Origin of the sequence: Novosphingobium sp. TH158, from assembly GCF_002855555.1 — a bacterium.
Taxonomy (GTDB): Bacteria; Pseudomonadota; Alphaproteobacteria; order Sphingomonadales; family Sphingomonadaceae; genus Novosphingobium.
Genome location: NZ_PKRT01000001.1, coordinates 2,556,022 through 2,579,719, shown reverse-complemented (window position 1 = coordinate 2,579,719; position 23,698 = coordinate 2,556,022). Strand labels below are relative to the sequence as shown.

Here is a 23,698-nt window from a genome sequence, read left to right as displayed (position 1 = left end):
GCGGTGGTTCCGCTCAGGGGTTCAGCAAGAGGCGTGCCAGTTGCCCCTATCGGGCACCTGCATAGGCATAGGCCGGGCTGGCGCGGTAAAGCGAGGCCGAGCCGGTGAGGGCATCGAGGCGGGCCGAGACATTGGCCGCAATCAGGTTGCGAACCTGGCGGTTTACCTCGTTCAGCCGCCGCGCCGCTTCCAGCAGGCCGCGGCATTCCTCGTCCACCTGCGCGGCGTCGGCTTCGGCCAGAACGTCGCACAGCGTGGTCTTGCCCTGGCTGGCACCGACGATGCCATCGAGGTCCAGCCCGGCAAGCGCCTGCCGTTCGTCTTCAAGAACGGCAACCATCTGCCGCAACTGGTCGCGCAATTGGCTCATTTGGGGCTCCTCAGCAGCAGGCCGGCAGCGATGATGGCATCGGCGATCTTGGCCGGGACCAGCGGATAGCTGCCGCTTTCGATCGCCTTGCGCACCTGGCTGACACGTTCGGTATCGACCGGGACCGGCCCGGGATCGAGCGCCTCGCTGGTGGCGACCATCGTTTGCGGGGCTGCCCGGCCGGTGTCGGCAGGGCGCTCTCCGGCACCCGTACGGACGGTCCGGGCATCGAGTGCGCTGACAGTGCGCAGGGGCCCGACTGACTGGCTTGGTTCGATTGGCATGGTGCCGCTCCGTGTTTGTCCGAGGAGCAGAACGGCGACCCGGCAAGAAATTTAAGCCGGGCGGAAATTTCTTGCCGCCCCATCACGGCAAGCCATTGCCGAGATCGACCGTGACAAGCCCGGGGCGGACCACGCGGGCGCGGATCGGCTGGGCGCCGGCCTGGGCGGAACGCACGCGAATCCAGGCACCTATCGGCCCCGGCTCCAGCGCCTCGCCGGCCTGTGCGACGGTGAAGCCTTCACCGGCAACGGCAATCGTCACGCCCTCTCCGCGCAGGACGGCGGGGGTGGAACGCTCGGGCGCGGAACCGACCGAAAGCGGCACGAACACCCGCCACGATCCGGGATCGGGGCAACGCACCAGCACGGTATCGCGGCGCGATCCGTACCACGAAAGCGCGGGCGGCGCGGCGCATCGGCCAAGGTGCAGCCGCCGGTCAACCGGCTGGGCCGCCCCGCCGGGCGCGCCGATTGGGGCACCGGTAAAGGCCTCAACCGCGCGGTCGATGGCGGCAAGGTCTGCCGTGGCCTGCGCCTGCAAGGGGGCAGCAAGCAGCGCGGCAGACGCAAGGATAACGACGGGGAGAACGGCGGGTGACAGGGCAAGGCGTTTCATGGCTTCTTGATATCCTTCGGGGCAGGCACAGCGCCGGCATCCCAGGTGAGCGCGGCGGCAAGATCGTCCGCCTCGCCGGGTTCGACGACCAGCCGGACCGGGCCGGCAGCAGTTCCGGCCTCGCGCAGCAGGGCGGCAGCGCGGGCGGATGCCGGGGCGGCGTCGCTTCCGGCATAGCGGGCAACGATGGTCAGCCGCTGGCGGGCATCGCGCGGCTGGCGGGCGAGCCATTCGGCAAGGCCCGGCATACCCGGCGCAGGCCGCCACAAGCCCACCGGGTCGGCCAGTTCAGGCGGGGCTGCGGGCCTTGCCGGAGGCGGGGCAGAGGTGCCGGCGGCAGGCGCCTTCGCCAGCGCGGCTGCGGAGACCATGAACAGGATCAGCGCCATGTCGGTAAAGGCATATTGCCAGCCGACACCGGCGCGCATCTGCACCGGGGCAATTGCCATCACGCCGCCTCCTGCTGCGCGCGGCGGCGTTCGAACGGGCCGATCGGCGTGCCCGCATCGGCAAGCTGGGCGGTCAGCCATTCGACCACTTCCTGCCGCTGCGCCTCTTCCTTGTTGGCGGCGCGCTCGATCAGGCGGGCGATGGGGGCGAAGATCAGGTTGGCGGCGAGCAGGCCGTAAAGCGTGGTCAGCACGGCCATGCCGATGGCGCCCGAATAGTCGCCATTGGCCAGCTCCTGCGGCAGGTGGTTGAGCGAAACCAGCGTGCCGACCATGCCGAACACGGGCGCCAGTTCCGCCGCCTGGGCAAACAGGCGCACGGCGGTGTTGCTCATCGCCAGCCGCCGCGCCTTGTGCTTTTCATGCGCGGCGACAAGCGCGGCGATGGAGCGCTTGTGGAACAGCGCGTCGGTCGCATCATCCAGCTCGGGGTCGCCGGTGTGGTGGTGGGTGGCGCGCAGCAGGCCGTCCTGGCGGATATCCTGCACCTGTCGCGCCAGTTCCGCCCGCGCCTCTCCCGGGACGAAAGGCGTGCCCCACAGGTGGGCGATCTCCCTGGCCGCAACCGCGCATTCGCGCCAGCCGCTGCGCAGGACCGTGGCCAGCACGGTGCCGCCGATGACGATCAGGGCGCTGGGCCCGTCGATAAGGCTTTCGAAAGTCATGCCTTCGAAGAACGGCGGCATTCGCAGCAATTCAGCCGGCGGCGGACATTTGCCGGTCAGCGGCAAGCCCTTGCCGGTCACGCGGCGCGCAAAGCACGCAATTGCGCCATTCCTGCATTTGGCACGGGGTTTGCTCTTTCCATCGCGCACAGATGCGAAAGGCAGATTGGAGCCATGAGCAAAGGACTTTTCGGCATACACGGGGTGGCGCTGCAACTGCGTTCGCAACGCATGGGCCTGCTCACCTCGAACATCGCCAATGCCGCCACTCCCGGCTACAAGGCGCGCGACATCGATTTCGCCGCCGCGCTCAATGCCCGCACGCGCGGCATGAGCGATGAGCAGGCGGTGGCCAGCGCCACGCGCTTTCGCGTGCCGACGATGCCCAGCCTTGACGGCAACACCGTGGAAATGGCGACCGAGCAGCTCGCCTTCTCGGAGAATGCGGTCGGCTATTCGGCAACGCTCCAGTTCATCAACGGCCGGGTCAGCACGATCACCCGCGCGCTGAAGGGCGAGTGACATGGCCGGGACCCCGCCCACCAGCCTGTTCAACCTCGCCCAGCGGGGCATGTCCGCCCAGCTGGTGCGGATGAACGCCGCCGCCTCCAACCTGGCCAATGCCGGATCGGTCGCGGGCAGCGCAGAGGGCACCTACCGCCCGCTGCGCCCCGTGTTTGCCGCCAGCCTCGACCAGGCGAGCGGCCTTGCTGCCGTGGACGTTACCGCCGTGGTCCGCAGCCAGGCCGCGCCGGTCAAGCAGTACAACCCCGACCACCCCCTCGCCGATGCCGAGGGCAATGTCTGGACCGCCCCGGTCGATGAGAACGCCGAGATGGTCGAGATGCTCGAAGCTTCGCGCCAGTACCAGAACCTGGTCGAGGCCATGTCCACCGCCAAGCAGCTGATGCTCGAAACGATGAGGATGAAATGACCACGATCACCGGAACCAACGGCGCTGCCGCAGCCGCGACAGGCGAGAAGAAATACGGCTTCGCCGCGCTGGGCGCGGGCGACTTCATCAAGCTGATGACCGCGCAGCTTTCGCAGCAGGACCCGACCGACCCGGTCGACAACAAGGACATGCTGGCGCAGCTCGCCCAGTTTTCCTCGCTTTCGGCGACCAGCGAAAGCGGCACGACGCTCAAGGCCATCGCCGAAAAGCTCGATGCCGTGATCGCCGCCCAGCAGGCCGCCGCCGCCAGCCTGGCATCGCTGGTCAACGCCCCCGCCGCACCGTCCGCCGCCGCCACGCCCTCCACCCCCGCCTAAGGAACCGTTCCCATGTCCTTCTACACCTCGCTCACCGGCCTCAAGAACGCCCAGACCGATCTTGGCGTGATCAGCCACAACCTGGCCAATGCCGAAACCGCCGGCTTCAAGAAGAGCCGCACCAACTTTGCCGATATCGTTGCCGTATCGGTGCTGACCGATCCCTCGATGACGCAGGGCATCGGCAGTCGCGTCGCCTCGATCACGCAGGAATTCTCGCTCGGCCCGATCGAGCAGACGGGCAACGCGTTGGACCTTGCGGTCAACGGCGATGGCCTGTTCACCACCAAGGCCCCGCTTTCAGGCCGCACCCAGTTCACCCGCGCCGGATCCTTCGGCGTCGATGGCGCCGGCTACATCACCAATGCCAGCGGCAACCGGCTGCAGCTGTTCCCGGTCGACACGGCGGGCAACATCACTTCCACCGCCAGCACGGTCGATGCGCTGATCCCGGCCACCAATGGCGCCGGATCGGACTTTGCCGGCGTGACGGTAAGCGACGAGGGCAAGGTCATCGCCTCCTACGCCGATGGCAGCAACACCACGATCGGCGTGATCGCGCTGGCCGATTTCATCGCGCCCAACGGGCTGCAGCAGCTGGGCAATTCGAACTGGGAGGCCACCGGCATTTCCGGCGCGCCGATCTATGGCCAGCCCAGCACCAGCCAGTTCGGCACATTGCTTTCGGGCGCGGTCGAGCGGTCCAACGTCGATATTGCCGAAGAGCTGGTCGGCCTGATCACGGCGCAGCGCTATTTCCAGGCCAATGCCAAGGCGATCGATACGGCAACGCAGGTGTCGCAAACGATCATCAACCTGCGGACCTGACGGGCTGAACCATGGACCGCCTGATCCACACCGCCTTCTCCGGCCTTTCCAGCTCGATGCAGCGCCAGCGGGTGATCGCCAGCAACATGGCGAACGCCCAGACCATCGGCTTTCGCGCCGACCTGCTGGCCATGACGCCGATGACGCTGGAAGGCCCGGGGCTGGAGGTGCGCGCCGCCAATTCCACCGAAGTGCGCGGGGCAAACATGAAGGCGGGATCGGTCAACCGCACGGGGCGCGGGCTCGACATCGCCATGGAAGGCAATGTCATGCTGGCCGTCCAGGCCAGCGACGGCACCGAGGCCTATACCCGGCGCGGCGATCTCAACATCGCGGCATCGGGCCTGCTGGTGAACGGCGAAGGCGCGCCCGTGGTGGGCGAAGGCGGGCCGATCACCATTCCGCCCGGGCGCGAGGCGATCATTGCCCCCGACGGGCAGATCCTGCTGCGCGATCCGGCCACGCCCGACGTGCCGCCTGTCCGGCTGGACCGCATCAAGCTGGCCAGTCCGGCCGGCACGCGGATCGAGAAGGGTCTCGACGGCCTGTTCCGCGTGTTCGGCGGCGGCGTTCTGCCGGGGGACGAGGAAGGCCGCGTCATGGTTGGTGCGCTGGAGCAGTCCAATGTCAGCGCCACCGAAGTCCTGACCGAAATGATCGAGGCCCAGCGCCTGTTCGACATCCGCACCAAGCTGGTCGCCACCGCCCGCGACATCGACGAGGGCGGCGCGGCCCTGATGCGCATCACCTGAACTGCATAGGAGCAAACCATGCCCTCATCCGCCCTCCACGTCGCCCGCACCGGTCTTGAAGCCCAGGACCAGCGCATGCGGGTGATCGCCAACAACCTCGCGAATGTCGGCACCACCGGCTACAAGCGCGACCGCGCCAATTTCGCCACCCTGGCCTATCAGGATGCGCGCGTTGCCGGGCAGCAAAGCTCGAACGAAACGACCTACGCCATCGGCCTGAACCTGGGCACCGGGGTGGGCGTGCAATCCACCTCGCGCATCGAGACGCAGGGGGAACTGGCCACCACCGGCAATGCGCTGGACCTGGCCCTGGACGGCAACGGCTTTTTCCAGGTGGCGCTGCCGGGCGGGCAGCTGGGCTATACCCGCGCGGGCAATTTCACCCGCTCGGCCGAGGGCCAGCTCGTCACCTCGCAGGGCTATGCCCTGCAACCGGCGATCACCATCCCCGAGAACGCCACCTCGATCTCCATCGCCGCAGACGGCACCGTATCCGCCGCCGTTGCCGGACAGGCAGAGGCAACGACGCTGGGCCAGATCACGGTTGCAAGCTTTGCCAATCCCGCCGGCCTCAAGGCCATCGGCGACAACTTCCTGGTCGAAACCGGAGCCAGCGGCGCGGCGCAGATCGGCGCGGCGGGCGATGGCGGGCGCGGCAACATCCGGCAGGGAATGCTGGAAAGCTCCAACGTCAACGTGGTCGAGGAACTGGTCGACATGATCGAATGCCAGCGCGCCTACGAGATCAATTCCAAGATGATCGCCGCCGTGGACGAGATGCTGCGCAACGCGAACCAGACGCTGTGAGGATGCCGATGCCTTCAAACGCCGCCCTGGTCGCCGCACTGCTCCTCGTCACGAGCGCCGGCGTGGCCAACGCCCGGGCCAAGGCGCCCAAGATTACCGGCTTCGAAGCCGCCCTGCCGGTATCGCCGGCCCAGCCGCGCCCCGCGGACGGGGCAATCTTCAACGCGGCGGCGGGCTATGCCCCGCTTGTCTCGGGCAACCGCGCATGTTCGGTCGGCGATCCGCTGACCATCGTGCTGGTGGAGAACACCACCACGTCCAAGAGCGCCGGATCGAAGACCGGGCGCAGCGGCGGTTTTTCGATCACCCCGCCCACCGCCGGGCCGCTGTCGTTCCTCAACCCCGATGCCCTTAAAGCCAGCGGGCAATCGTCGTTCAAGGGAGACGGCACCGCCGCACAGACCAGCAGCCTTTCGGGCACCGTGGCCGTCACCATCGCCGAAGTGCGGCCCAACGGCACCGCGCTGGTCAAAGGAGAAAAGCGCATGTTGCTGAGCCAGGGCGATGAATGGATCCAGTTTTCCGGCATCGTCCGCCTTGCCGATATCGATGCCGAAAACACCGTGCGTTCGCCGCAGGTGGCCGATGCGCGCATGGAATATTCGGGCAAGGGTTCGATCCAGCGCGCCAGCCGCGAAGGCTGGCTCAGCCGCTTCTTCAACATGATTTCGCCGTTCTGAGGATCGCCATGCTGCGCCGCCTTGTCCTTCCGCTGCTGTTCGCCGTCGTCGCCCCCGCCCATGCCGAGCGCGTGCGCGATCTTGGCGCGTTCCAGGGCGTGCGCTCAAACCAGCTCACCGGCTATGGCGTTGTCGTCGGGCTTGACGGCACGGGCGATGACAACCTCGAATACCTGACGCAGGCCATGCGCGGCACCGCCGGGCGGCTGGGCGTGCAATTGCCGCCGGGCGTTTCGCCGGGACTGAAGAACGCGGCGGCGGTGATGATCACCGCCCAGCTTCCCGCCTTCGCCAAGCCCGGACAGAAGATCGACGTGACCGTTTCCGCCATCGGCAAGGCCAAGTCGCTGCGCGGCGGCGCTTTGGTGATGACGCCGCTTTATGGCGCGGACGGGCAGATCTATGCCATGAGCCAGGGCAACCTTGCGGTGGGCGGGCTTGGCGTTTCCGGTCGCGACGGATCGAAGCTGACGGTCAATGTCCCCACGGTCGGCCGCATTCCGGAAGGGGCCAGCGTCGAGCGCGCGGTCGCCACCGGGTTCGACCGCGACGAGCTGCTGCGCTGGAACCTTTACCAGGCCGATTTCCTTACCGCCGCGCGGGTGCGCGATGCGGTGAACGCCCGCTTCGGCCCGGTTGCCGAGGTGGAAGACGGCGTAACGCTGGCCATCCGCATGCCGGCAGAGGCCAATGCGCGCGCCTCGATGCTCGCCGCGATCGAGATGATCCAGGTCCAGCCGGCGGAAACGCCCGCCAAGGTGATCGTCAACAGCCGCACCGGCACCGTGGTGATCAATTCCGCCGTGCGCCTTTCCCCCGCAGCGATCAGCCACGGCAAGCTGACGGTGCGGATCGATGAGAAACCCTCTGTCAGCCAGCCCGCGCCGCTCAGCCGGGGCGAGACGCGGCAGGTGGAATCGAGCGCGATCGAGGCCGAGGAAAAGGGCTCGCACCTGATCTCGATGAAAGGCGGCGCAAGCCTTTCCAAGGTGGTCGATGCGCTGAACCTGCTGGGTGTCGGCCCGTCCGACCTTGTCGAGATCCTGCAAGCACTGAAGGAAGCCGGGGCGCTCAAGGCGGAAATGGTGGTGCTGTGATGCAGGTCTCCCCCATCCCGCTCGCCACGCAGACCCCGACCGAGCGCGAACGCCTGCACAAGGCCGCCGAGGCCTTCGAGGCGATCTTCGTGCGCCAGATGTTGAGCTCGGCCCGAGCCGCCAGCTTTGGTGACGGCCTGTTTTCCAGCCAGGCAACGCAGACCTTCCAGCAGATGCAGGACGAACGCTTTGCCGAGATCGCCTCGCAAAGCGGCGCGCTGGGCTTTGCCCGGATCATCGAGGCGCAGCTTTCGCGCAACCTGCCCTCGCCCCCGCCCGCACCGGGGCAGGCGCAGGCGGAGGCGAAGGGCTAGGCCGTGGCATCCGATCTTCTCTCCATCGCGCTTTCCGGCACCCGCGCCGCACGGACCGGACTGGACGTGACAGCGCACAACATCGCCAACGCCAGCACGGCGGGCTATGTCCGCCGCTCGATCAGCCTCAAGGAAGTGTCGGGCACCGGCGCGTTCAACCGCCCGCAGGACTTTTCGCTCTCGGGCGTGCGGCTCGACAGCGTGGTCCGCAATGCCGACATGTTCCGCCAGGCCGAAGTGCGCCGCACCGGCGCCGATTCCGCCCGCGCCGGAACAGAGGTTCGCGGTCTTGAGAACATCGCCGCCGCCATCGAGCAGAGCCGCGCCTTTCCCGCCATGGTCGAGTTCGAGGGCGCGCTTGAACGGCTCGCCGGCGATCCGACCGATCCTTCGCTGCGCGCCGGCGTGATCGAGGCGGCGCGGACCATGACCGGCACCTTCAACATCGCCGCCAACGGGCTGGACGGGGTTTCCGCCGGGCTGCAGTTCGATGCCGACGCAGGGGTGGCCGATGTCAACACGCTCGCCAACGAACTGGCCCGCGTCAACCTGCGCCTTGCCCGCGCCTCCGATGCCTCGAGCGACCAGTCCACCTTGCTCGACCAGCGCGACAACCTGCTCGAACGGATCAGCACCTTCGGCAACATCGCCACCACCTTTGCCGTCGATGGCCAGGTGGAAGTGCGCCTGGGGGGCAGCAGCGGCGAGCGGATCGTCCAGGGCGGCGCGGCCACGGCGCTGACCATGGCGACAGCTGCCGACGGCACCTTGAGCTTCTCGGTGGGCGCTGCCTCCGTCGCGCTGTCCGGCGGCTCGCTGGCCGGACAGGCGCTGGCGCTCGACAAGCTGGCCGAAACGCGCAGCCAGCTCGATGCCGTGGCCGACAGCCTGATGGCGACGGTCAACGCCGCGCAGGCCAATGGCGCAGCGCTTGACGGATCGGCGGGCGTGCCGCTGTTTTCCGGATCGGGCGCATCGGGCATGACACTGGCCTTCGCCAACGGCTCGCTGCTTGCCACGGCCCCGGCCGGTTCGACCACGGGCAGCCGCAATCCCGGCAACCTCGATGCCCTGCGCTCCGCACTCGCCTCGGCCGATCCGGCGGGCGGGATGGACGCGCTGATCTTCGACATATCCTCTACCGTATCGAGCCGCCGAGTCACCCAGGGCGCGCTGGATGCCATCGCCGGCAACGCCCGCGTCGCGCTCGAATCGCAGGCCGGCGTCGATCTCGACGAGGAGGCGGTGAACCTGGTGCGCTACCAGCAGGCATTCCAGGCCTCGGGCAAGGCCATGCAGATCGCCGGAACCATCTTCGACACGCTGCTCGGCCTGAAGTGAAAGGCATGATCCCATGACCATCGTCAACACCAGCACCAGCGCCTTCTACGATCGCTCGCTGATGAGCCTGCAAGGCCTGCGCGCCGAAGCGGAAGAGCTGCAGGCGAACCTTGCCAGCGGCCAGCGGCTGGCCACCTCGGCCGACGATCCGGTGGCATCGTCGCGCCTGCGCCAGCTGGCGCGCAGCAATGCCCTGTCCACCATCGACACCGCCAACGCGCAGCGCGCAACATCCGACCTGCAACTGACCGACGGCGCGCTGTCCTCGTTCGCGGGCTATGTCACGAGGGTCAAGGAACTGGCGCTGCAAGCCTCGACCGGCACGCTCACCGCGGCGCAGCGCAGCTCGATCGGGGCGGAAATCGCCGCGATCCGGCAGAACGTGATCGGCCTTGCCAACAGCCGCGATGCCACCGGCCACGCGCTGTTCGGCGGCGAGGCGGCGGGCGGGGCCTATGTTACCGATGCCCTGGGCAATGCCACCTACATCGGCACGAACAGCGCCGGGGAGCTGCCGCTGGGCGACGGGCAGACCGTAAGCCGCGGGCTGACCGGTCCGGAATTCCTGACCTTTGCCGCCGCGGGTGGCCCGCAGGACCTGATGGCCGTGATGAAGACCCTGGGCGATGCCCTGCAAGGCGGCTCTGCCGATCCGCAGGCCGCCGCGCACGATTCGCTCGACCTCCTCGATGCCGGGCTGGAGAAGATATCGACCGCGCAGTCGGTCGTCGGCTCGCGCCTGGCATGGATCGAGCTGACCAACGAGCGGCGCATCGACATGAACGAGATGCGCGCCGGCGAGGAAGCCGAGGTGGGCGGCACCGACATTGCCGCCACCGTGGCTAAATTGCAGCAGACGATGACCGTTCTGGAAGCCAGCCAGGCAAGTTTCGCCAAGCTGGCGCAGCTTTCGCTGTTCGACGTGCTGCGCTGATTTTCCGAAGGCCGAGGGGGGCCACCGATCCATGTACGCCATTATCGGCATCGTCATCCTGCTTGTCATGGTGTTCGGCGGCTTTGCGCTGACCGGCGGCGCGCTGGGGCCCGTGATGCACGCGATCCCGCACGAAATGCTGATCATCGGCGGTGCCGCCATCGGCGCCACGGTTACGGGCAATTCGCTGCACGAGCTGAAGCTGATCGGCGGTGCCTTCGGCAAGATCTTCAAGGGGCCCAGGCACACCAAGCAGGATCATGTCGATGCGATCATCCTGACCACCAAGCTGATGAAGCTGCTGCGCACCGAAGGCCCGGTGGCGCTGGAAAGCCACGTTACCGATCCCAAGAGCAGCGCGATTTTCGCCGAGTTTCCGCGCCTGCTGGCCAATCACGCGCTGGTTGACCTGATCTGCGACACGCTGACCCTGATCGTCGTTTCCTCGGGCACGCTGGAAGTCCACGCGGTAGAGGAAGTGATGGACAATGCGATGAAGACGCATTTCCACGAAATGCACGAGCCGCAGCACGCGCTGCAGACGCTGGCAGACGCGCTTCCCGCGCTGGGCATCGTCGCCGCCGTGCTGGGCGTGGTGAAGACCATGGGCTCGATCGACGAGCCGCCCTCGGTACTGGGCGGCATGATCGGCTCGGCGCTGGTCGGCACCTTCATGGGCGTGCTGCTGGCCTATGGCATGGTCGCGCCGATGGCCGGTCGCCTGAAGCAGGTGATCGAGGCCGACGAACAGATCTTCCACGCGGTCAAGCAGGTGGTGATCGCCAGCCTGCACGGCTATCCGCAGCCGCTGGTGGTGGAAAGCGCCCGTTCGGGCCTGAGCCATGCCTTCCGGCCCGGCCTGTCCGAACTGCTCGATTCGCTGCGCGGACGCTGATCCATGGCCAAGTCACCGCGCGGCAAGAACGAACTGCCCCCGCCGATCATCGTCAAGAAGGTCACCATCGTGGCCGGCGGCCATCACGGCGGCGCGTGGAAGGTGGCCTATGCGGACTTCGTCACTGCCATGATGGCCTTCTTCCTGCTGCTCTGGCTGCTGGGCGCGACGACCGAAAAGCAGCGCAAGGGCATTGCCGACTATTTCACCCCCACACTGGTCAAGCTGCGGCAGGAAAGCGCCGGGGCCAACGGCCTGCTGGGCGGATCGTCCATCGTCGATGTGGACAATTATCCCCACCGCGCCGGGCAGACCGGCACCAAGGCGCTGACCATCCCGCGCGACACCACCGGGGGTTCGAAGGACGGCGCGGGCCGGGTGCAGAAAATGAACCGGATGAAGCAGGTCCTGGCCGAAAAGCTGAACAAGACCGAAGCCCTGCGCCGACTGGCGCGGCAGGTGAAGATGGTGGACACCACCGAAGGCATCCGCATCGACCTGGTCGACGATGCCCAGTTCGCCATGTTCCAGCTGGGCACCACCGTGCTGACCCCGCAGGCGCGCGACCTGCTCAAGGCGATCACCGAGACGCTCAACCCCGAACCGGGGTCGGTATCGGTGCGCGGGCATACCGATTCGCTGCCGTGGAAGCGCGGGCAGGTGGCCAACAACTGGTCGCTCTCCGCCGGCCGCGCCGAGGCGACCCGACAGGCGCTGATGCTGGGCGGCATTGCCGAAAACCGCTTCAAGCGCATCGAAGGCGTCGCCGATCGCGAGCTGCTGGTGCAGGACAACCCGCAAGACCCGCGCAACCGGCGAATCTCCATCACCCTGTCGAACTAGGCGCGCGCATCCCGCCATCGCAGGGCGCACAGGCCCTCGCAACGGCGATCAATTTCGTTTGCCGCCTTGCGCTGGCGCTCCAGTCAGGCAATCTTCGCCCCGGCAACCAGGGGAGAGCCTGCCATGCCGTTCACCGGCCCGATCGAAGACCGCATCGCCATCCGCGAGCTGTTCGACAGCTATACCGACGCTTCGTGCCGGATGGACCGTGCCGACTGGCTGGCCTGCTGGACCGACGATGCCAGCTGGTGGACCCATTACTTCGATGTCTCGGGCAAGGCCGCCATCGCCGCGACCTATGACGGGCTGATGGGCAATGTCGAAACCACCAGCTTCCTTGGCCAGATCGGTTCCTGCGAAATCGCGGGCGATACCGCCACCTGCCGGTCCTATGCGCAGGAACGGCTCGTCTTCAAGGACGGAGCGGGCGGGCACCGGCTGGTCGGCCGCTATGAGGACGTGCTGCGCAAGCAGGGCGGCCAGTGGCTGTTCGCCGCCCGCGTCTACAAGGTGATGATCGAGGAAATGGGCTGAGCGCCCGAAGGCGGGCTGTTGCTGGCAAAAGCTCTCAGAGCCGTCTGACAAGGCCTGCAATCCCGCTTTCCTACACCCCGCCCGCCATGCGAAAGAATAGGCCGCCCCGCGTCGGGCAGGCTCTTTCGCATCGTCCGCTTTCCCTCCCTTCCGCCTGGTCCAGGCCAGCCGGTTTTTTATTTTCCTGCGCGCAATTGCCGGGTGATGCGGTCGCAACGACGCAGGAATCGAGGCTTTGCGATCGAGAGGTGAGGTTTACACGGTGTCAACCTTGTCAACCTCAAGCGCCCGTTTCGCCCGCGCGGCGGAATCGAAAGCCCGGCGGTCGGGGGGCGACCGCCGGGCCAGTTCCTGCCCCGCAGGGACAGGGTAAGGCACCCGGAAGGGACGGGTGCCTGGAAGCCTTGCCTTAACGCAGCAGCGACAGGACGTTCTGCTGGCTCTGGTTGGCCTGCGCGATCATCGCGGTCGATGCCTGGCTGAGGATCTGGGCCTTCGCCATCTGGGTGGTTTCGGTCGAGTAGTCGGCATCCATGATGCGGCTGCGGGCGTCCGAAAGGTTCGTCGCGTTCGAGGTGAGGTTGTTCACCGCCGACTGGAGCTGCGATTCGCCTGCACCGAAGCCTGCGTTGGTGGCAGCAACTTCCGCCAGGGCCAGGTCGACGTTCGCCATGGTCGTGGTGGCAAGCGCAGCGGTCGTCACGTCGAGCGCGGTGGCGTCGATGTTGCCGCCGTCGATCGCGGTCGAGGTCAGCGTGATCACGTCGCTGGAGTTCGCGCCGGCCTGGATGTCGAAGGTCAGGTCCGTGCCCGCCGTGGTCGAGAACAGGGCGTTGCCGTTGAACTTCGTGTCGGTCAGCACCGAGTTGATCTGCGTGGTGAGCGAGGTGACTTCGGCCTGCATGTTGGTGCGGTCTGCGCTCTGGTAAGTGCCCGAGGCCGACTGCACGGCCAGTTCGCGGACACGCTGGAGCATGTTGGTAACCTCGTTCAACGCGCCTTCTGCCGTCTGGGCAAGGCTGATGCCGTCGTTGGCGTTGCGCACGCCCTGGTTCATGCCGTTGATCTGGGCGGTCATCGAGGTGGAGATGGCGAGGCCTGCGGCGTCGTCCTTGGCCGTGTTGATGCGCTTGCCGGTCGACAGGCGCTGCATCGCCGTGCCGAGCATGTTCGCGGCCTGAGTCGATGCGTTGGCGGCGCGCAGCGCGCCGATATTGGTGTTGATTACCGACATGGTTTACTCCCGTGTGAAGTCCCGGATGGATCAGCGGGCCGGACCATCCGGCGCTGCTGCCAGGCAAAAGACCGGCAATGCCCCGGCAAGTTTAAGCCGGAGCCGGCAAGCCCTTGCCGCCGGCCCTGCCGTTCCACGGGCAAACCCCTAAGTATTTGTGCCAGGCCTTAAATTACCGAACCTTTTGTCGTTCACCCGCCAAAAACAGCCCCATCGAATGGTTAATGACGGGGTTGGAATTCGATGTCGGGACTGGAAATTTCTTCTGCCGCGCAAAAGCAGCACGCACCGCTGCTGCACCGCGCCCAGGCAGTCATGGGCATGAGCCCGCTGGGCCTTGATGCCCCGGTTGTCTGCGATATCGAGGAACTGCGCGGCGTGCCGGGGGGCAAGGCCGCGATCACCCTCGCCCGTGCCGCGCACCCTTCGCTGACCCGGCGCGAGGGCACCGGTCGGCACGTCCTGGCCTATGCGGACCCGGTCAGCGAATCGGCCCTGGCAGCCTTCATCGCCGCCGCCACCCCGGCCGACATGCCGATCGCGCTCGATCCGGAGAGCCTGTCGATCCTCGCCCTGGCCGAGCGACTCGCCGCCAGCGAGATCCCGGTCCTGATCAACGGCCCGACCGGCACCGGCAAGGAAGTGCTCAGCCGCTTCATCCATGCCCGCAGCCCGCGCAAGGACGGCCCCTTCATCGCGGTGAACTGTGCCGCCATGCCCGAGACCATGCTGGAGGCGCTGCTGTTCGGCCACCAGAAGGGCGCCTTCACCGGCGCGCAGGGTTCCAGCGAGGGTTTCTTCCGCGCGGCCGATGGCGGCACCCTGTTGCTCGACGAGATCGCCGAGATGCCCCTGCCGCTCCAGGCCAAGCTGCTGCGCGCGCTGCAGGAGGGCGAGGTGGTTCCCATCGGCGCGACCCGCCCGATCAAGGTTGACGTGCGGATCATCGCCTGCGCCAACCGCGACCTGCCGCTGGAAGTGCAGGAAGGCCGCTTCCGCGCCGACCTGTTCTATCGCCTCAACGTCTTCCCCCTCGCGCTCAAGCCGCTGCGCGAACGCAGCGAGGACGTGGCCCCGCTGGCCTTCGCACTGCTGCTGCGCCATGCGCCGCAGGGCCTGCCGGCGCCGTGGCTCTCGGATGCCGCGCTCGCCATGCTGCGCCACCACGGCTGGCCGGGCAACGTGCGCGAGCTGGAAAACGTCATCCGCCGCGCCCTTCTGCTTGCCCAGGGGCAGGCCATGATCGGGCCCGAACACATCCACTTCGACAGCGCCGCAAGGCTGGTCGAGGCATCGTCCGTCGCCGGGGGAAGCACTCCCGTCCCGATTCCCGCCGGCGGCGGACGCAAGCTTTCCAACATTGTCCAGATGCACGAGGCGCGTGCGATCATGGAGGTGCTCTCATCGGTCGGCGGCAGCCGGGTGGAAGCGGCACGCCAGCTGGGCATTTCCGAGCGCACGCTGCGCTATCGCCTCGCCTCGTTCCGTGAGGCCGGCATCGCGGTGGCCGCCAATGCTGCGGGTGCCCGGCGATGAGCATCGGTGGCATTGGCGGCGGTGGCGGGATCCAGTCGATCCTGGCCATGCGCCAGCAGATCATCGACCGGTCCAACCTGCTCCAGCAGGTCAAGACGGCCGCTCCCGAAACCGCGCAGACGGGCGCAGCCGGTCCGGCCGAGGGCTTTACCGGCGCGCTCAGGAACGCGCTCGATTCGGTGAAGGAAACCCAGGCGAAGTCGGAATCGATCACCGAAGCCTACCAGCGCGGCGAGGTGACCGATGTCGCCAAGGTGATGCTGGCCCGGCAGGAAGCCTCGGTCGCCTTCGAAGCCACGCTGCAGACGCGCAACCGGCTGCTCTCCGCCTATCAGGACATCATGCGGATGGGAGTGTGATGAATGGCTGACCTTGCCCCCGCAGCGGCAGGCACTGCGCCCGCCCCGTCGATCATTGCCCCGCTTACCGACCCGGCAGGCGGCCCGGCCCTGACCCGGCTGAAGAGCTTTACCGCGCAGGGACCGGTGCGCCGGATGCTGCCGTGGTTCGGCGGCATCGCCGGTATAGGCCTGGCCGCGCTGGCCTGGGCCACGCTCGCCCCCGCGCCGCAGCGCGTGCTCTACTCCGAACTCAGCGACGGCGAGCGTGCCAAGGTGGTTGCCGCGCTGGACAAGGCGCAGATCGGCTATGCCATCGACAACCAGACCGGCACGCTGACCGTGGGCGAGGACGATCTCTACCGCGCGCGGATGCTGGTGGCAGAGGACGGCGCGCTTGCCTCGCCTGCCGCCGCCGGGCTCGACAGCCTGCCGATGGGCGCCAGCCGAACGCTGGAGGGCGAGCACCTGCGCTCTGCCCGCGAGCGCGAACTGACACTCTCGATCATGGAAATCGAAGGCGTGGAAGCCGTGCGCGTCCATCTGGCGCAGGCGGAGAAGTCTGTCTTCGTGCGCGAAAACGTGCCGCCTTCCGCCTCGGTCATGGTCCGCCTTGCCCGCGGGCGCACGCTGGGCGACAGCCAGGTTGCGGCCATCGTCAACCTCGTCGCGGGATCGGTGCCGGGAATGTCGCCCGATTCGGTCCGGGTGGTGGACCAGCATGGCCGGCTGCTGACCGCGAAGGACGCGGGCGGCAACGAACGGCTGGAGATGCAGGGCCAGCTTGAGGAAAAGCTGCGCAGCCAGCTCGATGCCTTGCTCACCCCGATGCTGGGACAGGGCAATTTCACCAACGAGGTCCAGGTCGAGCTCGACATGGACCAGGTCACCTCCGCGCGCGAAAGCTATGACAAGGAAGGCGTGCTGCGCACCGAGACGCAGGCGGCCTCGCAATCGGGCGCGACCCAGCCGGCAACCGGTGTGCCGGGCGTCCTGTCCAACACCCCGCCGCCGGCTACGACTGCCGTCCCGGCCCCGCCGCAAGGCACGCCTGCCACGCCGGCAACGCCCCAGACGAGTGGCGAAAGCTCTGCCACGCGCACCTATGAACTGGGCCGCGAGGTTGCCGTCGCCAATGGCGCGCCGGGCAAGATCAAGCGGCTGTCGGTCGCCGTCGCGCTTTCTGGCGCGGCGATGAAGAAGGCCAAGCAACAGGACATCGACCAGATCAAGGCGCTGGTCAGCGCCGCTGTGGGTGCCGACGCCCAGCGCGGCGACCAGGTGGCGGTGATGGTCCGCAACTTCGATGCCCCGCCGGTAGAACCGCCGCCATTCTATCAGGAAGGCTGGTTCCTTACCCTTGTGCGCTATGGCGTTGCCTTGCTGGGCGTGCTGCTCGTGCTGCTTCTCGGTGTGAAGCCGCTGGTCCGCGCGCTGAAGCGCGATCCGGCCCCGGCCGCGCAGCTCCCCCCGACCGGCGCAAGCATCGAGCAGCAGGCAGAGGCCGCCGTGGCGCAGGTGAAGGATCCCGTCACCGGCGCGATCGATGCGGCGCTGCTTGGCCGGCAGGTTTCGATGGCGCAGCAGATCGTTGCCGAACGGCCCGACCAGGCGGTTGAGGCCCTGCGCGAAATGCTCAAGCCCGCCGAGGAGGGCAAGGCATGAGCGAGGCCGCCGCAATCGACCCCCAGGCCCTCGGCGATGCCGAACGCGCTGCCGTGATGATGATCGTGCTGGACGACGATCAGGCCGCCGGCCTGCTTGCCCGGCTTGAGCCCGCCGAACTGCGCTTGCTGGGCGAAAAGATGTGCGCGCTGGGCGAGATCGGGCCCGAGGTGATCGCCCATGCCATCACCAGCTTCGTTGCCCGCACCGAGAAGCTGGGGCTGAGCGCGCATGACCGGCTGGGGCAGGTGAAGAACCTGATGACCCGCGCCGTCGGCGATGTGAAGGCAGACAACCTGATGGCCCGGATCGTGCCGGACCAGCGCCCGCCCAGCCCGCTGGAACTTGCCCGCTGGCTTACCCCGCAGTCGCTGCTGCCGCTGGTGCGTGACGAGCACCCCCAGGCGATCGCCGTGCTGCTCGTCCAGCTCGATCCGGAAGTGGCTGCCGAAGTGCTGTCGCAGCTGCCCGCCGGCGTGCAGCCCGAAGTCGTCCACCGCATCGCCACCCTTGGCCCGGTCGCACCCGAGGCATTGCAGATGCTGGAAGACCTGCTTTCCACCCGCATCCGCGAGAGCCACGGCAATGCCCCGCTCGCCATGGGCGGCCCGCGCGAGGCGGCGGACCTGATCAACGGTGCCGGCAAGTCTGTCGAAAAGCGCGTGATGCCCGAGATCGGCAAGCTCGACAAAGGCCTCGCCAGGGAAATCGAGAACGAGATGTTCAAGTTCGAGCACCTGTTTGTGCTCGATCCGCAATCGATGGGCGCGCTGCTGCGCGATGTCGAAAGCGACGTGCTGATCGATGCGCTCAAGGGCATCGACGAGGAATCGCGCGAGGTGTTCTTCCGCGCCATGTCGAGCCGCGCCGCCGATGGCGTGAAGGACGAGATCGCCAGCCGGGGACGCCTGAAGATGGCCGATGTCCTGGCCGCGCAGAAGACCATCGTCGGCATCGCCCGCAAACTGGCCGCCGAAGGCACGATCGTCTTCGGCGTGGGCGGGGGCGACGACGAATATGTCTAGCCTTGCCGCCCTCGCCGGACGCGGGGAAGCGGCGGGCTTCCGGCAGGACCGGCGCTTTGCCCCGCCCGGCCCCCTCGCGGAACCCCTGCCGCCCATCGAACCCGAGACCGAGCCCGAAGACCCGCTTGCCCTCGCTTTCTCCGATGGCTTTGCCGCCGGGATCGAAAGCGCACGGGCAGAAGCCGCAGCGCAGGCCCAGGCCGATGCCGATGCGCGTGAGGCGCTTGGTCTCTCACTGTCCCGGCTCGATGCCGAGATGGCAGAAGACCTGCGCCAGCGCATGGTCGATACGGTAATGGCCTTGTGCGAGGCGACGCTGGTGCCCTTTGCGCTCGATCCCGATGCGCTGGCCGCACGGGTGGAGCGCGCCGTCGCCATGCTTGCCCGGGCCGATGACGAGCGGGTGATCCGCCTTCATCCCGACGATCTCAAGCTGGTGGCCGGAAAGCTTGACCAGCAGTGGACAGTACAGGGCGACCCGTCGCTGGCGCGCGGCCACCTGCGGGTGGAAAGCTCCAGCGGCGGGGTCGAGGATGGCCCCGCGCAATGGCGCGTGGCCCTGGCCGAGGCCTTTGAATCGTGCTGAACACCATTGCTACGCTGCTCGATGGCATGGCCGCCGCCCAGCCCGATTTCACGCCGCACCGCTATGGCCTTGTCGCCGCCTGCGATGGCGGGCTGATCGAGGTTTCCGGCCTTTCCGTCCCGGTCGGTGCGCTTTGCCGGGTGGCACATGGCCGCGGGGAACCGCTCGCCGAAGTGATCGGCTTTCGCAACGGCCGCACGCTGGCCATGCTGCTTGGCGATACGGTGATGCTCCGCCCCGGCGCCAAGGTGCGGCCCGAGGGACGGCCGGGGATGCTCCATGTCGGCGAGGCCTATCTCGGCCGGGCAGTCGATGGCGAGGGCCATCCGATTGATGGTATGGGGCCGATCCACTCGCGCCACGAATGGCCCGCCGGCGGAGTGCGCGCGTCGGCGCTCGATCGCTCGCCCGTGCGTGAAACCTTCGACACCGGCGTACGGGCGCTCAACGCGCTGACCACTTTCGGCGTAGGCCAGCGCATCGGCGTGATGGCCGGTTCGGGCGTCGGCAAGTCGGTGCTGCTCGACATGATCGCCACTGGCGCGGAGGCGGAGATCGTCATCGTCGGCCTGATCGGCGAACGTGCGCGCGAAGTTTCGGACTTCGTCGAGCGCCACATGGCGGGAGAAAAGCGCGCGCGCACCGCCGTTATCGCGGTGCCGGCCGATCATGCCCCCAACCTGCGGCTGCGCGGTGCCATGCTCGCCACCAGCCTGGCCGAACATTTCCGCGCCCAGGGCCGCAAGGTGCTGCTGATCATGGACAGCCTGACCCGCGTTGCCCATGCCGCGCGCGAGATCGCGCTGCTGCTGGGCGAGCCCGGTGCCGCGCGCGGCTATCCCCCATCGGCGCTGGCCACGATCACCAAGCTGGTCGAACGCGCCGGCAATTCGGCCGCGAGCGGCGGCTCGGTCACGGGGCTTTACACCGTGCTGGCCGATGGCGACAACCAGGACGACCCGGTGGTCGATACGGCCCGGTCGATCCTTGACGGCCACGTGGTGCTGAGCCGCGACCTTGCCCAGCGCGGGCAATATCCCGCCATCGATGTCGGCGCCTCGCTCAGCCGCGTGATGTCTGACATCGTCACGCCGCTGCACCAGCGGCACGCCCGCACCTTCCGCGCCCTGACAGCCAGTTACGAGGCCAATCGCGACCTTGTGCTGATGGGCGCCTATCGCGCCGGGGCCGATGCCCTGCTCGACCGGGCCATCGCCATGCAGGACGCGCTGCGCGGCTTCCTTTGCCAGGAACAGGGCGAGGTCGTGCCGCTGGGCCCGTCGATCGCCGCGCTGGAGGCGCTGCTTGGCGAACCGGGCTGATCCGCGCCGGCTGTTGCGGCTGCAACGGCTCGAAAAGGTCCGCGCCGTCGCCAAGCAGGCGGCCGCGCGCGAGGCTGCCAAGGCGGAATCGACCCTCGCCCAGCTGGAAGCCCTCGCCACCCGGACCGGGCAATTGCTGGGCGATTATGCCGCGCGCATCGACGTGGCGGACGGCGCGGCACTGCAAAACCTCTCGCGCTTTCGCAGCGGACTGTCCGGCGTGGGCGAGGCGACCCGCGCCGATGCCCTGCGCGCCCGGTCCCATGCCGATGCCAAGCTGGCCCACCTGGCCGAGGCCGAGCGCCGCCGGCAGGCGGTGGAAGACCGTGCAAAAAGCGAGGCAACGGCGCTTGGCCAGCGCGACAGCCACACCCCGCAAGGTGCCCGCAGGCAATCTGGCACGGGTCTTGAATAGTCACTGACGAACCGCAACCGGGGAGCAGTTTCAATGATCGATCAGGCCGCGCCGTCGCTTCTGCCACTTGGCGGCGCCATGCCCGAAATGCGCGCTGGGCCAGCCGTGGCGAGCGAGGAGACTGGCGGATTTGCTGGACTTCTGGCGCTGGAAATCGAAAGCCCCGTTGCGGCGGTGCCCCAGTCGGGCGTTGGTGGGAGTATGGCGCTGGCTGCCTCCAGCCCGCCCCCGACACTCTCCGTATTGCCGGCAAGCGGCAATACCTTGCCGGTTGTGTTGCCGCCGGTTGCCGCAGCATCGGCAGATAGCCCGGTTGCCGGAAAGGCTGCACCTTCGGCAGCAATCTCGACCAGGCTTGAGGTTTCTTTGGGAGAAGTGGACGCCGCATCCGGTTCCGAGCCGGTGGCGGGGCAGATGCCATCCTCGCCCGCCCCGGTGATTGCCCTGGCACGCCCCATGCGCGCGGCCCGCGCCGCCGCACATGCGGAAGAGAGCGGCAGGCCGTCAGAAACCGCCGAACCGGTCGTTACCGATGAAGAGCCGGCGGACGCAGCCGATCCTGCCGCTGGCACCCTGCCGGTCGTGTCGGCACAACCCGCACTGCCTCCGCTTGCGCCCGCACCGGTCCAGGTTCGCACCCGGCGCGGCGAGGCGGAGCGCGCCCCGGTCGCACTCCACCAGCCGGTCCCGGCTGCACCCGCGCAGCCGGCCAAGCCGGAAACCGGGCCGCAGCAGCCTGCGCCGCTACCGGCCGCAATCCTGTCCGCGCGCATGGCGCTGGAACCCGCCGAGGCAGTGCAGGTCTCTGAGCCCGCAGCCGCTGCAAGCGCCGCCCGGCCCGAGCAGCGCACCGCCGCGCCTGCACCCGCACAGCAGCCATCGGTTTCGGTGAACCTCGCCCCGGCGGCGTTCCAGCCTGCACCCGAAGCCGCGCCAGTTCCTGCCGCGAACCGCAGCGAAACGCCGGTGGACTTTGCCCAGTTGGTCGATCGCCTCGTCGCCGCGCGCGAGGCGGTGGCACCGGCGGCAGTCAAGGTTTCGCTCGATCATGCGCAGTTCGGCAAGGTCTCGCTGTCGTTCGCGCCCGATGCCTCGGGCCTCAACGTCACGCTTGCCAGTCCGGACCCGGAGTTCGCCCGCGCTGTCGAGGCAGCCGCATTGGTCCCGCCAGCAAGCGCCGGGGCAGAAACGACCGGCAGCAGCAGCGGCCAGCCTTCGCGGCAGGGCGATAGCGGCTTCTCCTTCACCAGCGGGCAGGGCCAGTCCTCCGCCCGCCAGAATGCCGGCGCTGACCAGCGCGGCACCGCTGCGCGCAATGACCGCGCGGCCCCATCCGACCAGCCCCCGGCCGAGCGCCGGCGCGGCATTTTCGCCTGACCGATCCGACCGAGGAACGCTGAACCATGAGTACTGAAGCTGCAACCGATGCCAAGCCCGCCAAGAAGAAGGGGGGGCTCGTCAAGAAGCTGATCCTGCCGGTGGCGCTCCTCGCCGTCGGCGGCGGGGGCGTTTATGGCGCCATGGTCGCCGGGCTGCTTGGCCACAAGGAAGAGGTCAAGGAAGACAACAAGCCCAAGCTGGTGAAGAAGGGCGAGGAAGACCCCTATGCCCCCAAGAAGGAAGGCGGCAAGGAGGGCGAAGGCGGCGCTGCCGAAGTGGAAGGCGATGGCGGCAGCGAATACCGCACCAGCTATTACACCTTCTCCGAGGACTTCACCTCGAACCTCAAGAATTCCGAGGCGCTGGTCCAGGTAAGCCTGGCCTGCTCCACCCGCCGCGACGGCCGGGTGCTGATGTGGCTGAAGAAGCACGAACTGGCAATCCGCAGCCGCCTGCTGGAAGTCCTGGCCGATACGCCGGAGGAAGACGTCTATTCGATCGAGGGCAAGGACCGGCTGCAGAAGCGCCTGACCGCCGCGATCAACAAGGTGCTGACCGATACCGAAGGCTTCGGCGGCGTCGATGCCGTCTACTTCCGCTCGATGATCGTGCAGTAATGAAGCCCGAACGCGCCTTTGTTGCCGAGCGGGTCGCGGCGCAGCATTGCCCCGAGCTGCTGCGCGGCGTGGTAGCCCCGGTGGGAGACCTGATGCCGCGCCTGGGCACCATGGGCGAGGCCATGGCCCGCACCCTTGCCCCGGCGCTGGCCCCGCTGCACGGCTGCGAGGCGCTGCGCGTGAAGGCCCATGCCGCGCGGCAGGACGATGACCTGATGTTCGGTGCCGAGGTTGGCCCGCTCGCCGCCAATACGCTGTTCTCGATCGGCCATGCCGGCGTGCCGCTGCTCGTTTCCGTGCAGGCCTCCGCCGTGCTCGGACTGGTCGACCGCACTTTTGGCGGACGGGGCGAGCTGCGCGGCAACCTGCCGCCGCGCTTCCCCCTGTCTGCCGACCTGATGATCCGCCGCGTCGAAGCGCTGGTGGCAAACAGCCTTGCCGCCGCGCTGAACCTGCCGGCGGATGCGATCAACGTACTGCGTCGCGACGGCTCGCTTGGCGCGCTGGCCCCTTTCCCCGATGGCGCGCCGCTGGCCGCGATGAAGCTTGAGGTCTTCGAGGAAGGCCGCGAGCCCTGGCCGCTCCACGTCGCTTTGCTGGAAGCCCACCTGCCCGCACTGTTCGACGAAAAGAGCGCTGCCCCGCCGCCCCGCGTGCGCGGCCGGGCCGATCCGGCCGAGGCGCCCTTTGCCGACCTGCCGCTCGAACTTTCCGCCGTGCTTGTCGACATGCGCATGTCGATGGCGACGCTCGCCGCGCTCACCCCCGGACAGGTCCTGCCCGTCGCCGTCGCGCGGCAGGTGCCGCTCAAGGTGGCGGGCAAGGTCATCGCCACGGGCATGGTCGGCGAGGCCGACGATCGCGTCGCCCTGCGCATCACCCAGTCATTCGCCTGAAGA

General features: G+C 68.0%; 30 protein-coding genes. 24 read left to right on the top strand and 6 right to left on the bottom strand.

Annotated features, from left to right (window positions below; genetic code table 11):
* Positions 1-46 precede the first annotated feature (46 nt).
* The 5 genes from C0V78_RS12760 to C0V78_RS12740 form a co-directional block, all read right to left on the bottom strand.
* On the bottom strand, positions 47-370 hold the full coding sequence (locus C0V78_RS12760) for a flagellar protein FlgN (protein ID WP_254049916.1): 324 nt from the start codon (positions 368-370) through the stop codon (positions 47-49).
* Positions 367-654: a flagellar biosynthesis anti-sigma factor FlgM gene (locus tag C0V78_RS12755; protein WP_101798055.1), complete on the bottom strand. Its 288-nt coding sequence runs from the start codon at positions 652-654 to the stop codon at positions 367-369. The genes C0V78_RS12760 and C0V78_RS12755 overlap by 4 nt, the downstream gene beginning before the upstream one ends.
* 82 nt (positions 655-736) lie before the next feature.
* Complete coding sequence (locus C0V78_RS12750; RefSeq protein WP_101798054.1) at positions 737-1,270, bottom strand: flagella basal body P-ring formation protein FlgA; 534 nt, start codon at positions 1,268-1,270, stop codon at positions 737-739.
* Positions 1,267-1,719: a hypothetical protein gene (locus C0V78_RS12745; RefSeq protein ID WP_144039896.1), complete on the bottom strand. Its 453-nt coding sequence runs from the start codon at positions 1,717-1,719 to the stop codon at positions 1,267-1,269. The genes C0V78_RS12750 and C0V78_RS12745 overlap by 4 nt, the downstream gene beginning before the upstream one ends.
* Complete coding sequence (locus tag C0V78_RS12740; RefSeq protein WP_101798368.1) at positions 1,719-2,384, bottom strand: MotA/TolQ/ExbB proton channel family protein; 666 nt, start codon at positions 2,382-2,384, stop codon at positions 1,719-1,721. The genes C0V78_RS12745 and C0V78_RS12740 overlap by 1 nt, the downstream gene beginning before the upstream one ends.
* 174 nt (positions 2,385-2,558) lie before the next feature.
* Here C0V78_RS12740 and flgB point away from each other — a divergent pair, with 174 nt between their 5' ends.
* The 14 genes from flgB to C0V78_RS12670 all read left to right on the top strand — a co-directional run bounded on the left by flgB (position 2,559) and on the right by C0V78_RS12670 (position 12,681).
* Positions 2,559-2,906, top strand: a complete 348-nt coding sequence (gene flgB, locus C0V78_RS12735; RefSeq protein WP_101798052.1) for a flagellar basal body rod protein FlgB — start codon at positions 2,559-2,561, stop codon at positions 2,904-2,906.
* A gap of 1 nt (position 2,907) precedes the next feature.
* Positions 2,908-3,318 (top strand): flagellar basal body rod protein FlgC, encoded by a 411-nt coding sequence (gene flgC / locus C0V78_RS12730; RefSeq protein WP_101798051.1) that lies wholly within the window; start codon positions 2,908-2,910, stop codon positions 3,316-3,318.
* The gene (locus C0V78_RS12725) at positions 3,315-3,656 is read left to right on the top strand and encodes a flagellar hook capping FlgD N-terminal domain-containing protein (protein ID WP_101798050.1); all 342 of its coding nucleotides are present in this window, start codon (positions 3,315-3,317) and stop codon (positions 3,654-3,656) included. Before flgC ends, C0V78_RS12725 begins: the two co-directional genes overlap by 4 nt.
* A gap of 12 nt (positions 3,657-3,668) precedes the next feature.
* A complete protein-coding gene (locus tag C0V78_RS12720; RefSeq protein WP_101798049.1) occupies positions 3,669-4,484 on the top strand; it encodes a flagellar hook-basal body protein in 816 nt (271 codons plus the stop codon).
* Between the two features lie 11 nt (positions 4,485-4,495).
* A complete protein-coding gene (locus C0V78_RS12715; protein ID WP_101798048.1) occupies positions 4,496-5,236 on the top strand; it encodes a flagellar basal body rod protein FlgF in 741 nt (246 codons plus the stop codon).
* Positions 5,237-5,254: 18 nt separating this feature from the next.
* On the top strand, positions 5,255-6,043 hold the full coding sequence (gene flgG / locus C0V78_RS12710; RefSeq protein ID WP_101798047.1) for a flagellar basal-body rod protein FlgG: 789 nt from the start codon (positions 5,255-5,257) through the stop codon (positions 6,041-6,043).
* A gap of 8 nt (positions 6,044-6,051) precedes the next feature.
* Positions 6,052-6,723, top strand: a complete 672-nt coding sequence (locus C0V78_RS12705) for a flagellar basal body L-ring protein FlgH (RefSeq protein ID WP_173843398.1) — start codon at positions 6,052-6,054, stop codon at positions 6,721-6,723.
* 8 nt (positions 6,724-6,731) lie between these two features.
* Positions 6,732-7,820 carry a flagellar basal body P-ring protein FlgI gene (locus C0V78_RS12700; RefSeq protein WP_101798045.1) on the top strand — a complete coding sequence of 363 codons (1,089 nt, stop codon included), beginning with the start codon at positions 6,732-6,734 and terminating at the stop codon, positions 7,818-7,820.
* Positions 7,820-8,134, top strand: coding sequence for a rod-binding protein (locus tag C0V78_RS12695; RefSeq protein WP_101798044.1), 315 nt, complete (start codon positions 7,820-7,822; stop codon positions 8,132-8,134). Before C0V78_RS12700 ends, C0V78_RS12695 begins: the two co-directional genes overlap by 1 nt.
* Before the next feature lie 3 nt (positions 8,135-8,137).
* Positions 8,138-9,475 (top strand): flagellar hook-associated protein FlgK, encoded by a 1,338-nt coding sequence (gene flgK / locus C0V78_RS12690; RefSeq protein WP_101798043.1) that lies wholly within the window; start codon positions 8,138-8,140, stop codon positions 9,473-9,475.
* A gap of 13 nt (positions 9,476-9,488) precedes the next feature.
* On the top strand, positions 9,489-10,409 hold the full coding sequence (locus C0V78_RS12685; protein WP_101798042.1) for a flagellar biosynthesis protein FlgL: 921 nt from the start codon (positions 9,489-9,491) through the stop codon (positions 10,407-10,409).
* 31 nt (positions 10,410-10,440) lie between these two features.
* Positions 10,441-11,304 (top strand): flagellar motor stator protein MotA, encoded by an 864-nt coding sequence (gene motA, locus C0V78_RS12680; protein ID WP_101798041.1) that lies wholly within the window; start codon positions 10,441-10,443, stop codon positions 11,302-11,304.
* A gap of 3 nt (positions 11,305-11,307) precedes the next feature.
* Complete coding sequence (locus tag C0V78_RS12675; RefSeq protein ID WP_101798040.1) at positions 11,308-12,147, top strand: flagellar motor protein MotB; 840 nt, start codon at positions 11,308-11,310, stop codon at positions 12,145-12,147.
* Positions 12,148-12,270: 123 nt separating this feature from the next.
* On the top strand, positions 12,271-12,681 hold the full coding sequence (locus tag C0V78_RS12670; RefSeq protein WP_101798039.1) for a nuclear transport factor 2 family protein: 411 nt from the start codon (positions 12,271-12,273) through the stop codon (positions 12,679-12,681).
* Positions 12,682-13,090: 409 nt separating this feature from the next.
* Here C0V78_RS12670 and C0V78_RS12665 read toward each other — a convergent pair whose 3' ends face one another.
* Positions 13,091-13,915 carry a flagellin gene (locus C0V78_RS12665; RefSeq protein WP_101798038.1) on the bottom strand — a complete coding sequence of 275 codons (825 nt, stop codon included), beginning with the start codon at positions 13,913-13,915 and terminating at the stop codon, positions 13,091-13,093.
* 243 nt (positions 13,916-14,158) lie between these two features.
* Between C0V78_RS12665 and C0V78_RS12660 the strand changes: the two genes are divergently transcribed.
* Genes C0V78_RS12660 through C0V78_RS12615 form a run of 10 tightly spaced genes read left to right on the top strand, consistent with a single transcriptional unit; the run spans position 14,159 to position 23,695 of the window.
* Positions 14,159-15,451 (top strand): sigma-54-dependent Fis family transcriptional regulator, encoded by a 1,293-nt coding sequence (locus C0V78_RS12660; RefSeq protein ID WP_101798037.1) that lies wholly within the window; start codon positions 14,159-14,161, stop codon positions 15,449-15,451.
* Complete coding sequence (fliE, locus tag C0V78_RS12655; protein ID WP_173843396.1) at positions 15,448-15,810, top strand: flagellar hook-basal body complex protein FliE; 363 nt, start codon at positions 15,448-15,450, stop codon at positions 15,808-15,810. Before C0V78_RS12660 ends, fliE begins: the two co-directional genes overlap by 4 nt.
* A gap of 3 nt (positions 15,811-15,813) precedes the next feature.
* Entirely contained in the window at positions 15,814-17,454 is a 1,641-nt protein-coding gene (gene fliF, locus C0V78_RS12650; protein ID WP_101798036.1) for a flagellar basal-body MS-ring/collar protein FliF, read from the top strand.
* On the top strand, positions 17,451-18,479 hold the full coding sequence (gene fliG, locus C0V78_RS12645; RefSeq protein ID WP_101798035.1) for a flagellar motor switch protein FliG: 1,029 nt from the start codon (positions 17,451-17,453) through the stop codon (positions 18,477-18,479). Before fliF ends, fliG begins: the two co-directional genes overlap by 4 nt.
* A complete protein-coding gene (locus tag C0V78_RS12640; protein WP_101798034.1) occupies positions 18,472-19,065 on the top strand; it encodes a FliH/SctL family protein in 594 nt (197 codons plus the stop codon). Before fliG ends, C0V78_RS12640 begins: the two co-directional genes overlap by 8 nt.
* A 26-nt stretch (positions 19,066-19,091) precedes the next feature.
* On the top strand, positions 19,092-20,387 hold the full coding sequence (locus C0V78_RS12635) for a FliI/YscN family ATPase (protein ID WP_101798366.1): 1,296 nt from the start codon (positions 19,092-19,094) through the stop codon (positions 20,385-20,387).
* On the top strand, positions 20,371-20,802 hold the full coding sequence (locus tag C0V78_RS12630) for a hypothetical protein (protein ID WP_144039895.1): 432 nt from the start codon (positions 20,371-20,373) through the stop codon (positions 20,800-20,802). The genes C0V78_RS12635 and C0V78_RS12630 overlap by 17 nt, the downstream gene beginning before the upstream one ends.
* Positions 20,803-20,835: 33 nt before the next feature.
* A complete protein-coding gene (locus C0V78_RS12625) occupies positions 20,836-22,179 on the top strand; it encodes a hypothetical protein (protein ID WP_101798032.1) in 1,344 nt (447 codons plus the stop codon).
* Positions 22,180-22,205: 26 nt separating this feature from the next.
* The gene (gene fliL, locus C0V78_RS12620) at positions 22,206-22,799 is read left to right on the top strand and encodes a flagellar basal body-associated protein FliL (protein ID WP_101798031.1); all 594 of its coding nucleotides are present in this window, start codon (positions 22,206-22,208) and stop codon (positions 22,797-22,799) included.
* Complete coding sequence (locus C0V78_RS12615; RefSeq protein WP_101798030.1) at positions 22,799-23,695, top strand: FliM/FliN family flagellar motor switch protein; 897 nt, start codon at positions 22,799-22,801, stop codon at positions 23,693-23,695. The genes fliL and C0V78_RS12615 overlap by 1 nt, the downstream gene beginning before the upstream one ends.
* Positions 23,696-23,698 lie beyond the last annotated feature (3 nt).